This is a genomic window from Halomonas halocynthiae DSM 14573 (genome assembly GCF_000425725.1).
Taxonomy (GTDB): Bacteria; Pseudomonadota; Gammaproteobacteria; order Pseudomonadales; family Halomonadaceae; genus Halomonas; species Halomonas halocynthiae.
In genome coordinates this window covers 143,800-158,657 of record NZ_KE384440.1, presented here as the reverse complement: position 1 = coordinate 158,657, position 14,858 = coordinate 143,800, and the positions used below count along the sequence as shown (strand labels likewise).

Genomic DNA, 14,858 nt, shown 5'->3' with positions numbered 1-14,858 from the left:
CGCCGTTAATCTGTACTCGGCGGCAGCAAATGCCCCAACTCCCACCCTTGCAAACGCGCGTCCAACAACGACCTGACTTCCTGGGGGGAGTCGAGCGCTAGCGTATCGTCAACTAACTGCTGCGAAGCCGAGAGAGACACACGCCGAATAACAGCACGCACTCGCGGCAAGCTGAGCGCGTTCATCGACAGCGAATCAAAGCCCATCCCCATTAGCAACAGGGCACCAGCGGGGTCGCCGGCTAACTCACCACATACAGAAACTGGCATATTCAACGCCCGCGCTTCTATGGCCAGCCGAGACAATGCCGTCAATACCGCGGGATGGCAGGCATCATGTAATTTAGCAACGCGAGAGTTATTGCGGTCTACCGCCAGTAAATACTGAGTGAGGTCATTACTGCCCACCGAGAAAAAATCGACCCGCTGAGCCAAAGCCCCCAACTGGTATAACGTTGCTGGTACCTCCAGCATAACGCCAACCTGTGGCCGAATGACGTCAACGCCATCTTCAGCCAATTCAACAATGGCACGATCAAGCAACCGCAGCGCGTCATCCACCTCTTCAACCGTGCTAATCATCGGCAACAGAATACGCAGGTTATTCAGCCCCTGCGACGCCTCCAGCATGGCACGCAACTGCACCATCATCACTTCAGGATGATCCAGAGTGACACGAATACCTCGCCACCCCAGAAAAGGGTTGGCTTCCTTAATGGGGAAATATGGCAGATCCTTGTCACCACCAATATCCAGAGTACGCATTACCACAGGAAGCGGAGAAAAACTCGCCAACTGGTCACGGTACAGGCGCATCTGCTCCTGCTCACTCGGAAAGCGCTCGGCCACCATGAAAGAAATTTCAGTGCGATACAAACCCACCCCGCTGATACGGGGTTTTAACGAGGCAACAGCGTCCACCGCCAAGCCAGTATTAACCATCAACGGCATTTCATGCCCGTCTGGGGTGCAGCTAGGAAGGTCTTGCTCGGTCTCCAGCAGCTCACTGATTTCACGCCCTTCCTTGATCAAGGCGCGATAGCGTGTCTCTAACTCCTCACCAGGCCGCACAATCAACCGACCACGATGACCATCCAATACCACTTTTGCGCCATTGAGCCTGGGCAACGGCAGGTCAGAAATACCCATGACAGTCGGAACTCCCATCGCCCGCGCAATGATCGCCACATGAGAGTTGCTCGAACCATTAACCGACACCAACCCGCCTAGACGCTCCCGAGGAACCTCACCGAGCATAGCCACGCTTAACTCATCGCCCACCAGGATCGTGCCTTCAGGATAAACGGCCGGCCTATCAACCGTTTCTTCCTGAAGGTTGGCCAGCACACGGCGTCCTAAGTCGCGAACATCCGCGGCGCGCTCGCTGAGGTAATCATCATCAACCCGCTCAAGATATTGCACATGGCGGCGCACCACATCAGCCAAAGCACCGGGGGCCCACTGCCCTTCACGAATACGCTTGACGACTTCCTGGTACAGCGCCGCTTCACCCAGCATCTGCTGATACACCTCAAAGAGCGCCAGCTCTTGAACTGAAATCCGGCTGGCTAAGCGCTCACCCGCAGCGCGAATATCTGCTCGCACATGATCAATAGCATCTTTCAGACGGGCAATTTCGAACTCTTGGTCGGTAGGAATTAAGTCTGGCACGCTGTCCAGGTCGGCCAGCGGTGCGATAACAACTCCTTCGCCGATCGCCATCCCCGGAGAAGCCGCGACACCATGGAACGTCACCTGACTACCCAACGCACCGGGGTGGTTCAGATTACCTGTCACTATGGCGTGGGCAAGCACACCTCCCAGCTGTGCCGCCATGGTGACCAAAAACGCTTCATCTGATTCATTGTAACGACGCTTGTCAGACTGCTGAACCACCAGCACACCAAGCATGCGGCGCTGATGAATAATCGGCACACCCAAAAAGCTGTAATAACGCTCTTCACCCGTGGAAGCAAAGTACCAAAAGCGTGGGTGCGCCTGGGCATCTTCAAGGTTAAGCGGCTCTTCACGCTTAGCCACCAACCCAACTAACCCTTCGCCAAGTGGCAGTGTCACATGCCCCACAGACTGGGTCCTCAAACCGATGGTTTCCATCAGTACCAATTGCTGCTGCTCGGGCTCGTACAGGTAAAAAGAGCACACATCGGTACGCATCGCCTTGCGGATACGCCGAACCATGGTGGACATAGCCACCTCAAGATTACGCGCCCCGTTCACCTCCAGAATGATGCGCCGCAGCACTTCAAGCATCGGCGTTTTGCTATCCATGTTTATTTTTCGCCCCACGACTGTGCCCAAAGGGACCCTCGTCCCCTATTCGCCGAATGGTCCGACGGCCTTTGCTCTACTAACTCTCTACCTTCCTGCGCTGACTCGCTAACAAGTGAACATTCACTTTCTGTACTGTGTCAGCCGCTGCAAGCGTGGCGACAACTCGCGCAAGGCGCAGCGATACACCTCACGTTTGAATGCCACAACCTGCCCAAGTGGGTACCAATAGCTGACCCAGCGCCAGTCATCAAATTCTGGTTTAGCTGGGCCTCTGCTCACACAAACTCGATCATCGTGACAACGAATTCTGAGCAGAAACCATTTCTGTTTCTGGCCGATACATACCGGCCGGGAATGTGTTCTTACCATGCGTCGCGGCAGACGATACCTCAGCCAACCCCGGGTACAAGCAAGCACCTCGACATCATCGGCAGTCAAGCCGATTTCTTCTTGCAGCTCGCGAAAGAGCGCCTGTTTAGGTGTTTCACTTGCGTTAATGCCTCCCTGGGGAAATTGCCATGCGTTCTGCCCTACACGACGCGCCCAAAGCAGTTGCCCCTGATCATTAGCGATAATAATGCCAACATTGGGGCGAAAGCCGTCAGCGTCGATCACGGACTTCACCTTATAAATTCAAATATTAGCCTCATTCTTCCATAAGGCTGTGAAGTGCCGCAATACAGCCAGCGAATTGCCTCTCTGCAGAACTCGTCGTCGCTATGAGCTTCTGCCATACTCTTGGCGCAAATGCAGACCGCCATAACTTGAGGGAAACCGTGAGCCTAGCCATTTTCGACCTAGACAATACCCTGATCTCTATCGACAGCGACCATGCGTGGGGAGAGTTTCTGCTGGAGCAAGGCGCCGTAGATCCAAACGCCTATCGCGAAGCCAATGACCGCTTCATGGCTGATTATGAAGCCGGAACCCTGGATATGGATGAGTTTCTTGCTGTGGCCCTCAAGCCACTGGCTGAAAACACCCTGCAACAACTCACTTCCTGGCATCAGCAGTTTATGGCTGGCTGGATCGAGCCCCACATTCTTGAACGAGCTGAAGCGCTGATCGCCCGTCACCGCACCAGCGGCGATACCCTACTGATTATTACCGCCACCAACCGTTTCATCACGGCCCCCATCGCCAAACGGCTGGGTATTGACAACCTGATTGCCGTCGAACCAGAAATGAAAGAAGGGCACTACACTGGACGCGTCGTCGGTACACCCAGTTTCCGCGAAGGCAAGATCACCCGCCTCAAAGAGTGGATAGCTGACAAAGAACTTTCCATGGAAGATGCCTGGTTCTATAGCGACTCACACAACGACTTGCCACTACTTGAGATGGTGGAGCATCCCGTGGCCGTCGATCCAGATAACCGCCTGAGAGAGATTGCTGAACAACGTGACTGGCGAATTATCAGCCTGCGCGACTGAGAGCCATGGTGTTTTTGTGGGAGCTGGCGTTATCCAGCGACGGCGCTGCTACGCTCCCCGAATATCCCGCATGACACCGCCCACCTGAAAAACCTCAAAAAAAACCCCGCCGGAAAGTTATCCAGCGGGGCCTCACTTGCGTCATTTAGCGTAACGCTTAGCCAAGCAGGTGCTCGACGGCTGCCCGCTCTTCGCGCAGTTCCTGCTCAGTAGCGCTCATACGCTCGCGGCTGAAGTCACTGACCTCTAGGCCCTGAACGATTTCATACTTGCCACCCTTACAAACCACTGGGTAGGAATACATGATGCCCGGCTCAATGCCATAGCTGCCATCAGCAGGAATCCCCATGCTGACAATACCATCGCTGCCAAGCGCCCAGTCGCGCATATGATCAATTGCCGCAGACGCCGCAGACGCTGCTGAAGACGCGCCACGTGCTTTGATGATCGCGGCGCCACGCTGCTGCACGGTAGGAATAAAGTCGTTCTCGTACCAGTCCTGCTCAACCAGCTCCAGCGCTGGCTTGCCGGCGACGTTACAGTGAGCTAAATCTGGGTACTGAGTGGCACTGTGATTGCCCCACACCACCATGGACTCAACGTCCGTAGAATGCTTGCCAGTTTTCTCAGCCAGCTGCGACATAGCCCGGTTGTGATCCAAACGCATCATCGCAGTAAACTGCCCGGGATTAAGGTCCGGTGCATTACACGAAGCGATCAGAGCATTAGTGTTAGCCGGGTTACCCACGACCAGCACTTTAATATCACGGCTGGCGCTGTCGTTCATGGCCTTGCCCTGAGCGGAGAAGATCGCCGCATTGGCTTCGAGCAGATCCTTACGCTCCATGCCTGGGCCGCGCGGACGCGCACCGACCAGCAGAGCATAATCAGCGTCTTTAAATGCAACATTGGCATCGTCAGTTGCCACAATGTCTTGCAGCAGCGGGAAAGCGCAGTCGTTCAACTCCATGACCACACCGCTTAGCGCGTCAAGGGCTGGAGTAATTTCCAACAGCTGCAGAATAACCGGCTGGTCTTTGCCGAGCATATCGCCAGCGGCAATACGAAACGCTAATGAATAGCTGATTTGACCGGCTGCGCCGGTAATGGCAATACGTACGGGGTCTTTCATGGTAACTCCTTCGGTAACTACCGTGAGGAAAAAGCGGCGCGTTGCTCCACACCGACATTCAAGTGGGCAAAATGGTATGCCTGCCTTGCATAAAACTCAATGCGACATGTGACTACTTCGACAGTATATATCGCCATAGAGTGACCCTGCGTTATGCTGTCAGGGTTAACGTCACATTATTCTATTCATCGTTTGCTACCCGGACCACCCAATGCCCTCTCGCAGCCCTTCACGCTCGGTACTGATGGCGATCGCCCTAGTGGTCATACTGACGCTATGGCTGGCCTTCGGCGATCTGGCCAGTTTTCGCGACACACCGCCAGAAGCTGCGCCCACGCCAAAAACAGCGCTAACACGGGTAGAAATTATGGAGCGCGACGCTAGCGATTTCTCACCATATTTGCTGATTCAAGGGCAGCTAAACGCTGAAAGTGAGGTAGCGCTACGTGCACGCCAGAGCGGGCAAGTGGCCGGTTTACCCGTTAGTCAGGGCCGCCGCGTTTCACAAGGGGACGTGCTGCTTGAAATTGACCAGCAAGCGCTGCCCGCTCGGCTAAACCAGGCGCAGTCAGAACTAACGCTGGCTCAGGCCGAACTCGATGGTGCCGAACGTCTGCGTCAGCGCTCCATGATTTCAGACACCGAATACTTGCGCTTGCAAAGCCAACTCAGCCGAGCCAGAGCTGAAGTCGCCACCCTCAGGCGCGAACTCGACGACACTCGACCACAGGCGCCATTTGCCGGTCGATTAGACCGTCTTGATGTCGAGCTTGGCGACGAGCTACAAGCGGGTGAAACGTGGGGGCTGCTAATTGAAGACAACCGCCTTATCGCCAAAGGGTGGGTACCTCAGCGCCAAGCTCTGGATCTTGATATCGGTCTGCCAGCCACAGTTCGGCTATTAGATGGCAGCGAGCTGAACGGCACCCTGAACTACGTTTCACGCCGTGCTGATGAGGCGACCCGCAGCTTTGCCATCGAAGTCATCTTAGATAACCCTGAGCAACGCCGCTTAGCCGGTGCCAGCGCTACCATTGAACTCGCCTTACCCACAAAGCCGGTTCACCGCGTTTCACCTGGCTTGTTGCACCTAACCGCAGACGGCCGATTAGCGCTCAAACATCTTGATACTCAAAACCGCGTTATTCTTGATCCGGTTGAGCTGGTCTCAAGTGATGCCGACCAAGCCAGAGTTGCTGGCCTGCCTGAGCATATCCGCTTGATTACACTAGGCGCGGGTTTCGTTGCGCCTGGGGAACAAGTTGAGCCAGTGCTGGCCGCTAGCAACCCCGATACCGCTGGGCCAGTAAACCGCCCACAGGCCACTAACGCAGATGCTGCCCCATGATGCGTCAACTGATCGAGGCCGCAATATCCCATGCCCGCACCACACTCCTGTTGCTGGTGGCCTTGCTGGTAGCTGGCGTCAGCGCGTGGCAGGCCATTCCCAAGGAAGCGAACCCCGACGTCACCATTCCCTTCGTTTACGTTTCACTGATGCTTGAAGGTGTCAGTCCTGAAGACGCTGAGCGACTCCTGATTCGCCCCATGGAACAAGAGCTACGCAGTATCGAAGGGCTGCGCCAAGTCACCGCTCAGGCCTCAGAAGGCCATGCTTCCGTCACCCTCGAATTTGATCCCGGTTTCAACCCAGATAAAGCACTAACGGATGTTCGTGAAAAAGTAGATATTGCCAAAGCTAAACTACCCGATGAGGCCGAAGAGCCGCGCGTTGTTGAAGTTAACGTCGGTCGCTTCCCAGTATTGACCATCGGACTATCAGGCCCGGTAGATGAAGATCGCCGAGCACTGGCTGCACGTCAGCTAAAGCAGGCCATCGAAGGCATCCCCGACGTGCTTGAAGTCGATATTGGCGGCGACCGCGAGCCGCAGTTAGACATCATCGTCACCCCCCAGGTGCTTGACAGCTACGGCGTCGACTTCAGCAGTCTGTTCAACCAGGTCACTCGTAACAACCAGCTAGTTGCCGCAGGTAGCCTAGATACCGGCGCGGGGCGTATCGCCCTCAAAGTGCCCGGCGTCATCGAAGATATTGATGATGTTCTTACTCTTCCAGTCAAAGTTGATGGCGACCAAGTGGTCACTTTCAATGATGTCGCGCAGCTTTACCCCACCTTCAAAGACCCCGACGGTTTCGCCCGCATCGACGGTCAACCAGCCATGGTACTAGAGGTTTCCAAACGCACGGGGGCGAACCTGATAGCAACTGTCGCCGCCGTCAACGCGCTACTCGAAGAAGCGGCCGACCAGCTACCCGACGGCATGATTATTACCACCATCACCGATCAGTCTGACATGGTGGAGTCACTACTCTCTGAGCTGCTCAATAACGTCTTAACCGCCGTCGCACTGGTGCTAATTGTCATTCTCGCTGCCATGGGCCTACGCCCCGCCCTGCTCGTGGGACTGACGATTCCCGGCGCCTTTCTTACCGGTATTCTGTTGATCTGGTCCATTGGCTTTACCCTCAACATGGTCGTGCTGTTTGCGCTGATTCTGGTCGCCGGCATGCTGGTAGATGGTGCCATCGTGGTGAGCGAACTGGCCGACCGTAATCTACACCAGGGCATGCCTGCTACACAGGCGTGGAGCGAAGCGGCAATCCGCATGAGCTGGCCGGTTATCGCATCAACAGCCACCACACTGGCGGTATTTCTACCATTGCTGTTCTGGCCCGGCATGGTCGGTGAGTTTATGAAATACTTACCCGCCACCGTTATTCTTTGTTTGTTGGCTTCGCTTGCTATGGCACTTGTTTTCCTGCCGACACTGGGCGGGTTACTGGGTGGCAACACCACACAGCAAAGCAACGCCGTTAGCACTGGCGGGCGCGCCTACCGCGCCTTATTGTCGCGCTTGCTTGCCCACCCTATTCTGACCCTGCTTGGCGCTCTGTTACTCATTGCACTGGTTTATTTCGGATACTCGCGCTTCAATTACGGCGTAGAATTCTTTCCCGACGCCGAACCAGATACCGCCCAAGTTCTGGTTCACGCACGTGGTGATTTTTCAGTGCAAGAAAACGACGCCATTGTGCGGCGAGTAGAAGCTCGGCTGAGCGGCATGTCTGAGATTCAGGCAATCTATGCGCGCTCCTTCGCCAGCCCCAACCAACAGCTAGGCAGCGATGTCATCGGCCTGTTGCAATTCCAATTTGTCGACTGGCAACACCGCCGTCAAGCACAGGTCATTCTCAACGAGATGGCACGACAAACCGACGACTTGGCTGGCATCACATTAGAGTTTCGCAAACAGGAACAAGGGCCCGCCGGAGGTAAGCCCATCGTGCTTGAAATTGCCGCGACCCAAAACGACAAAGCAGAGCTTGCTACTGACGCTATTCGCAGCCGCATGAACCGCTTGGGTGGTTTTCGTGACATCGAGGATAATCGCAGTTTACCGGGCGTGGAATGGCGTATCACCGTTGACCGAGAGGCTGCTGCCCGGTTTGGCACCGATGTTGCCACCGTCGGCAATGCTATCCAGTTAATCACCACCGGCCTTAAGGTCGCCAGCTACCGACCAAGCGGAATTAACACCGACGACGAAGTGGATATTCGTATCCGCTTGCCAGAAAACGCCCGCTCACTAGACCAACTCGGCCGACTGACACTGAATACTCCCCGCGGCCAAGTCCCTATTACGCATTTCGTGACGATGGCGCCAGCCACCAAGGTCGGCACACTGCAGCGCATTGACGGACGACGAGCGCTTACACTGGAAGCTGACGTAGAAGCGGGACATCAGCCACAGGAAAGACTACAGGCCCTGCTTGATGCCATGAAGGAAGAAGGATTGCCAGATGGCGTAACGGTCAAGGTAGCAGGCGAGCAGCAAGACCAGAAAGAAACGATGACCTTTCTACTAACCGCATTTTCAATCGCCATCGCCCTGATGACTCTGATTCTTGTCACTCAGTTCAATAGCCTGTATCAAGCTGCGCTGGTGCTCTCAGCTATCATTTTTTCTACTGCGGGAGTGTTGCTGGGTCTGCTGATCAACGCCCAACCGTTTGGCGTCGTCATGGTGGGCATGGGTATCATCGCCTTAGCAGGCATTGTAGTGAACAACAATATCGTCTTAATCGACACTTACAACCAACTGCGTGATGAAGGGCTTGAGCCTGCGGAAGCCGCGCTCGAGGCTGGCGGTCTCAGGTTGCGCCCCGTGCTACTCACGGCCATTACGACGGTGCTCGGACTGATGCCCATGGTGCTACAAATCAACGTCGACCTGTTCAGCCCCGCACTTGGCTTCAATGCCCCCTCCACCCAGTGGTGGGCTCAGCTTTCCAGTGCCATTGCTGGTGGCCTGACCTTCGCTACCGGCCTAACCTTACTGCTGACGCCCTGCATGCTGGTGCTCGGCAAACAACGCAAAGCGAAGAAATAAAATTAACCACGATACCCAGCGGTCCCTTTTGCGCGATCATCTCACGCGATCATCGCCTATCGACAAATAAGCGCCCCATTTGAGAACTCGCGTTTATCAGGCGATGCAGGCCACGAGGCCTGCCGAGACTCTGCACAAAACCGCTCTGCACAAAACCGCCAGCGTGCGCTACTCTGCTGAGGGTGTGTGGGTGTCGTGCAGCCGGGCTATCAGCTCATCCTCTAGCTCAAAGCGCTCACTCAGACCTTTGGTCAGGCGTTCTATCCAGGCTGGCAACCGATTTAAGTTGCGCTCACAGCTTGCTGGCGTGTCGTAATCTTCATCAAATGCCAACACCAGCTCAGTCGACATGTCCAGTCTCTCAAGCAGGCGACTGGCTAACGCCAGCGCTTGGGTATCCCCAAACGCCTCGGCTTCTTTAGCCAACTGAAGGTAAACCGTGAAATGCCCCGAACTAACATAGTCCATCAGCAACTGACTGAACTCGTCAATATATGGCTTGATGGGTGTTTCCATATTGGCATCACAGGCGTCATTTAGTGCCTTGAAGCTCACCAATAATGAGCGGCGCTGTATCAACCAGTGATCAACCAGCTGATGGACGCCGCCCCAGCGCTCTTGCGCTGTTTCGCATTTCTCAAGCATGACTGTTCTCCACAAATACCAAGGCCAGCCAATCCGCGCCAGCAGACCCCGATGTTACGATAACCTGATCAGTCAGCAGGGGGTGTATTCATCCAGCGATACCCGCTACGACGACCTTGAATCAAACGCAACAACATACCCAACGGTAACAGCGCCAGCACCACAAAACCAACCAGGGTCCATCCGGATAGCGACAGACCAAGGAAGCGCAAACTAACAACAGCACACTCACCCGAGGCGGTCAGTACTTGGCTAATGACCTGCTGTAACGGCAGCATTTCCATCATGTAATCCAGCGGCGGGCCGCAACTAGGTACCTCGTCAGCCGGCAACGACTGTAACCACAGATGGCGCCATGCCAAGGCCACACCGCTCCCCGCTGCTAACAACCCCAATGAGCCATAAACAAAGGCTCCCCCGCGCCCTTCCGGGTTATGAATTGCCGCTATAGCAAACACTAGAGCGGCGCCCAACACGGCCACACGCTGAAAAATGCATAATGAGCAAGGTGCCAAATCGGCGAGATGCTCCAGACCAAGCGCCACAGCCATCATCAATATGCAAAACGCCAAGCCCATCAGTGCCCAGCAACGCACACTCATTTCTCTAAGATCTTCCAGCATCATTGCCTGCCCCCTGTCTCCCGAATGACAGTCGCGCACGATTTGTTCGCACGCATAAAGTAGTCCTGCATGAATTCATCAAAACCTTGCGTGTCCGCCGCTTCAATGTCCTTTTGTTGCTGCTCAGAACGCTCAACCAAGGCGGCAAATTCAGCCTGACGCGATGAATTGGAAGGCTGTGATGCCAACTGCTCGGCTTGGCGACGCGCTTCAGCATAAGCCAAATCGGAAAACTCACTATTATTTTCCAGCAGCTTTTCGAGGTACTTCCCTGACGGTGTCAGCTCGGGGTTGTCCAGTAACGGTGCTAGCTCGGCCAGCGCATTTTGGTGAGGGCTGCCCTGCTCTTCAATATCCAACAGCGCTGCCACTTCTTTCATCTCCGCAAAAATGTCGCCGCCCCAGTCGGCAATACTGCGTTTGTGACCATTATGCTCCAGACGCAGTTCAGGATCACGACCACGGTTCACCACTAGCCGACGATTGTCATCGAGGTGCTCGCATTCCTGATCAGAAATCCATGGGCTTTCTGACAGCAAACACCAAGCCACAAACATGTCGACAAAACGACAGCGCGTGGCATTAATACCGCGCACATCAAAAGGGTCTAAATCCAAGCAGCGCACTTCAATGTACTCTACGCCGCCGCATTCCAGCGCCTGGCTGGGGGTCTCACCTCGTCGAGTGACACGCTTAGGCCGAATATCACTGTAATACTCATTTTCAATCTGCAAGATACTGGCATTTAGCTGACGCCAATCGCCATCAACCTGCACGCCTTTGGCGGCATAGGCAGGCCAGGCGGCGGTAGTTGCATGACGTAGCGTATTGACAAAATTTGACAGCGAATTGAAGCAAATTTTGATCTGTGCCTGCACTTTATTCTGATAGCCTAAGTCCGACATTCGCAGACTAGTGGCATAGCGCGAAATTAGCGTGTGCTTACCATGACGCTCTAGTCCTTCCGGCACACAGCCACTGGGCAGGAAGCTGGTATCCAACGCTGGCGAGGCGCCGAACAGGTACAGCAACAACCAGCTATGGCGGCGGAAATTTCGAATCAAGTCGAAATACCGTGCCGAGCGATAGTCCTGCATGGAAAGATCATTACGCCCATCGATCTCATACAGGCGATCCCAGAAGCTATCTGGCAATGAAACATTGTAATGCACCCCCGCAATCGACTGCATGATCCGGCCATAGCGCAGATCCAGCCCCTTGCGATACACATGCTTCATACGCCCGCTATTGGATGAGCCATAATCGGCAATCGGCACACTATCATTACCATTTAATCGTGCAGGCATACTGGCTGGCCAGATGCTTTCGTCTCCAATCTGACGATAGGTAAAGCGATGCAGCTCAGTCAGAAAGTCCAGCGCCTCTTCTGGCGTGCTGAATACTGGCGTCACGAACTCCAACAGGGCTTCTGAATAGTCCGTTGTGATGTAGGGGTGCGTCAACTTAGACCCTAACCCCTTTGCATGAGGACTCTGGGCAACGCGCGCGTCAGCATCAACCCGTAAACCTTCCTTTTCAATACCTCGTTCCAACCGGCCAAGGCGCCCTTGCTGCGCCGGCTCACGAAGCTGTTTGAGCAGAGCTGTAAGTGATTCAGACAAGTGAAACATCCCGTATCAGGGACACCGGCACCACGCCGGCATCACATTTTATTCTAGGCACCAGAGCCCACCCTGAAAGAGCCAGTCATCCCATTGAGCAAACGTGTTGCACGCAGGACTACTTACCCTCTCTGGCTTTAAGTAGTGCCGCACCCAAGGCACCCAGCGAATTACCGCCCTGCTGTTCTTTATGCTGAGCTTTCTTTCCTTGGCCATCACTCCCCTTGTTACGTGACTGGCCATGACGACGCGCCGGGCGACTGTTTTCTCCCTGGCCGGCATCTGTTGCATTCTGAGCAGCGGGTACGTCGGGCTGATCATTCAGACGCATGGACAGCCCGACTCTCCCTCGCGCAATGTCAACACTCATTACCTTAACAGTGACAATATCACCAGCCTTGACCACTGTGCGCGGGTCGTCAATAAAACGCTCAGACAAGGCCGAAATATGCACCAGTCCATCCTGGTGAACACCGATATCAACAAAAGCACCAAAGTGAGTCACGTTGGTGACGCTACCTTCCAGCACCATGCCCGGTTCTAAGTCGTTGAGGGTTTCAACCCCCTCACGAAACTCCGCCGCTTTAAACTCAGGCCGTGGGTCACGCCCGGGTTTATCAAGTTCAGCAAGAATATCGCTGACCGTGAGCACGCCGAAACGTTCATCGGTAAAGTCTTCAGGCTTGAGCGTTTTAAGCGTCGCGCTATCACCAATCAGACTGCCTAGCTCCCGCTGACTGCGCTTGGCAATCGTTTCTACCAGCGGATAAGCCTCAGGGTGCACTGCGCTAGCATCTAGCGGGTTATCGCCGTTCATGATACGCAGAAAGCCCGCGCACTGCTCAAAGGTTTTAGGGCCTAAGCGGCTGACCTCCAACAACTGCCGGCGTGAGCGAAACGCTCCCTCGGCATCGCGACGTGCCACAATATTTTCAGCAAGCCCAGGGTTCAGGCCAGCCACTCGTGACAGCAGTGCTGAAGAGGCCATATTAAGATCAACGCCCACGGCATTAACACAGTCTTCAATGACCGCTTCTAGGCTGCGCGACAACTGCACCTGAGACACATCATGCTGATACTGGCCGACACCAATGGACTTGGGCTCAATCTTAACCAGCTCAGCCAACGGGTCCTGTAGCCGACGCGCAATAGATACGGCACCGCGCACAGTGACATCCAGGTCCGGTAGTTCGCGCGAGGCATACTCAGATGCCGAATACACTGACGCTCCCGCTTCCGACACCATAACTTTGGACAATACACGGTTGCCTGCCACAAGCTTAACCAGCTCACCGGCCAAACGATCCGTCTCACGACTGGCGGTACCATTACCTACCGCTATCAGCGCCACGTCGTGGCGCTCGACCAGACGCGCCAGAGTCGCTAGCGACTCATTCCATTGATTGCGCGGGGCATGAGGAAAAATTGCTGTTTCATCCAAATAGCGGCCGGTAGCATCTACCACCGCGACTTTGCAGCCTGTGCGCAGCCCTGGGTCGATAGCCAGCGTCGTCTTGGCACCCGCAGGGGCAGCCAACAACAGGTCTTTGAGGTTGGCGGCAAATACGTCAATAGCGTCAATTTCGGCACGCTCTCGCAGGCGCCCCATCAGCTCGGTTTCAAGGTGCGTGTAGAGTTTAACCCGCCAGGTCCAACGCACTACCTCTGCCAACCAGCGATCTGCCGGACGCTGCTCATCACGAATGCTAAAATGGCGTGCAATGGCAACCTGGGCGGGGTGAATTGGCGCCTCATCTTCGCCAGGCAGCCGTAACGTCAGCGCTAACACGCCCTCATTACGGCCACGAAACATCGCCAGGGCACGATGCGACGGCACCTTAGCCAAAACTTCATCGTGTTCGAAGTAATCAGAAAATTTGGCGCCTTCCTGAGCCTTACCCGCGATAAGACGCGAACTCAGCTCACCCTCACCCCAGAGACGCTCCCGCAGTTGTCCAACCAGCTCTGGGTCTTCAGCGAAACGTTCCATCAGAATTTGTTTGGCCCCATCAAGTGCCGCCTTGGCATCTTCAATGGCGGGAACATCACCCTCGGCCGCCCGCAGGTAAGTCGCGGCCTCGCTTTCAGGGTCCAGCATCGGATCAGCCAGCAACGAATCAGCTAGCGGCTCCAAGCCAGCTTCACGGGCAATCTGCGCTTTAGTGCGGCGCTTTTTTCGATACGGCAGGTAAAGATCTTCCAGCCGTTGCTTGGTATCAGCATCACGAATCATCCCCGCCAGCGCATCGGTCAACTTGCCTTGTTCGTCGATGCTGGCCAGCACCGCATCGCGACGCTCCTCCAACTCGCGCAAATACCCCAGTCGCTCATGTAAGTTACGTAGCTGGATATCATCGAGCGCACCAGTCACTTCCTTACGATAACGAGCAATGAAGGGCACCGTCGCCCCTCCATCAAGCAGTTCCACAGTCGCCGCGACCTGCGCGGGGCGAACGCCGAGCTCTTCAGCGAGACGGGTGATAATTTTGGCTTGTACGTCCATGAGGTCCTTGCCGATACAGATACGAAGTATCGCGACAAGGTACCACAAACACTCCGCTGAGCCACGCACCTCCAACATGACGACTTTCGTCGCGTTGTCAGCACCACCCAGAGACAGATACTTTTACTTTCAGCCACATTGTTGACAATTTCTGAATTTTTTCCCTATCTGTCTGAATCGCCTGTTTCAAATAACA

At 55.1% G+C, this 14,858-nt stretch carries 10 protein-coding genes; 3 read left to right on the top strand and 7 right to left on the bottom strand.

The window, feature by feature from the left end; all coding sequences use genetic code 11:
- Positions 1-5 precede the first annotated feature (5 nt).
- Together ptsP and H616_RS0109825 are read right to left on the bottom strand one after the other, a co-directional pair.
- Positions 6-2,270 carry a phosphoenolpyruvate--protein phosphotransferase gene (gene ptsP / locus H616_RS0109830; protein WP_027967216.1) on the bottom strand — a complete coding sequence of 755 codons (2,265 nt, stop codon included), beginning with the start codon at positions 2,268-2,270 and terminating at the stop codon, positions 6-8.
- Positions 2,271-2,411: 141 nt separating this feature from the next.
- On the bottom strand, positions 2,412-2,906 hold the full coding sequence (locus tag H616_RS0109825) for an RNA pyrophosphohydrolase (protein ID WP_027967215.1): 495 nt from the start codon (positions 2,904-2,906) through the stop codon (positions 2,412-2,414).
- Positions 2,907-3,067: 161 nt separating this feature from the next.
- Between H616_RS0109825 and H616_RS0109820 the strand changes: the two genes are divergently transcribed.
- Entirely contained in the window at positions 3,068-3,724 is a 657-nt protein-coding gene (locus H616_RS0109820) for a histidinol-phosphatase (RefSeq protein WP_027967214.1), read from the top strand.
- A 157-nt stretch (positions 3,725-3,881) separates the two neighbouring features.
- On the opposite strand, the gene H616_RS0109815 is transcribed toward H616_RS0109820, so the two are convergent.
- Positions 3,882-4,856: a malate dehydrogenase gene (locus tag H616_RS0109815; protein ID WP_027967213.1), complete on the bottom strand. Its 975-nt coding sequence runs from the start codon at positions 4,854-4,856 to the stop codon at positions 3,882-3,884.
- Between the two features lie 211 nt (positions 4,857-5,067).
- On the opposite strand from H616_RS0109815, the gene H616_RS0109810 reads away from it, so the two are divergent.
- Complete coding sequence (locus H616_RS0109810; RefSeq protein ID WP_027967212.1) at positions 5,068-6,204, top strand: efflux RND transporter periplasmic adaptor subunit; 1,137 nt, start codon at positions 5,068-5,070, stop codon at positions 6,202-6,204.
- On the top strand, positions 6,204-9,269 hold the full coding sequence (locus H616_RS0109805) for an efflux RND transporter permease subunit (RefSeq protein ID WP_027967211.1): 3,066 nt from the start codon (positions 6,204-6,206) through the stop codon (positions 9,267-9,269). The genes H616_RS0109810 and H616_RS0109805 overlap by 1 nt, the downstream gene beginning before the upstream one ends.
- Before the next feature lie 168 nt (positions 9,270-9,437).
- Here the strand turns inward: H616_RS0109805 and rsd are convergent, their stop codons facing one another.
- The 4 genes from rsd to H616_RS0109785 all read right to left on the bottom strand — a co-directional run bounded on the left by rsd (position 9,438) and on the right by H616_RS0109785 (position 14,662).
- Entirely contained in the window at positions 9,438-9,914 is a 477-nt protein-coding gene (gene rsd, locus H616_RS0109800) for a sigma D regulator (protein ID WP_027967210.1), read from the bottom strand.
- 68 nt (positions 9,915-9,982) lie between these two features.
- Positions 9,983-10,537 (bottom strand): disulfide bond formation protein B, encoded by a 555-nt coding sequence (locus H616_RS14680; RefSeq protein ID WP_156906457.1) that lies wholly within the window; start codon positions 10,535-10,537, stop codon positions 9,983-9,985.
- On the bottom strand, positions 10,537-12,168 hold the full coding sequence (gshA, locus tag H616_RS0109790) for a glutamate--cysteine ligase (RefSeq protein WP_027967209.1): 1,632 nt from the start codon (positions 12,166-12,168) through the stop codon (positions 10,537-10,539). The genes H616_RS14680 and gshA overlap by 1 nt, the downstream gene beginning before the upstream one ends.
- 109 nt (positions 12,169-12,277) lie before the next feature.
- Positions 12,278-14,662, bottom strand: coding sequence for a Tex family protein (locus tag H616_RS0109785; RefSeq protein ID WP_027967208.1), 2,385 nt, complete (start codon positions 14,660-14,662; stop codon positions 12,278-12,280).
- Positions 14,663-14,858 lie beyond the last annotated feature (196 nt).